Source organism: Alkalihalophilus lindianensis, from assembly GCF_032843265.1.
GTDB classification, from domain to species: domain Bacteria; phylum Bacillota; class Bacilli; order Bacillales; family Bacillaceae_D; genus Alkalihalophilus; species Alkalihalophilus lindianensis.
The window spans coordinates 1-262 of record NZ_JAWJBA010000516.1; the positions used below are offsets into that span (position 1 = coordinate 1).

The window sequence follows — 262 nt, forward strand, 5'->3', positions numbered from 1 at the left end:
GCCACCCTGACCGGGAATCCTGAGTCCCTGAGATTCAAGGCCCAGGAACGCGCCTGGTTTCCGAATCCGATGATGGTTAATTGCATCATAAATATCTGCTGGTTTTAAACTCCGAAGCAAAGCTATCATCAGGGGAGCATGAATGAAAGTGTTAACAGGGCCTTCATGTACGGCGAATCGGTCTTCACCACCATGCGGATGGTGGACGGAAAAATACATGACTGGGAACTCCATTTTGATCGCTTGAAAAAGAGTGCGGAAT

At 48.5% G+C, this 262-nt stretch carries 1 protein-coding gene; it reads right to left on the reverse strand.

The window, feature by feature from the left end; genetic code table 11:
* Positions 1-89 (reverse strand): hypothetical protein (locus RYX56_RS25960; RefSeq protein ID WP_369293565.1); only part of this gene is annotated, 89 nt, incomplete at its 3' end.
* Positions 90-262 lie beyond the last annotated feature (173 nt).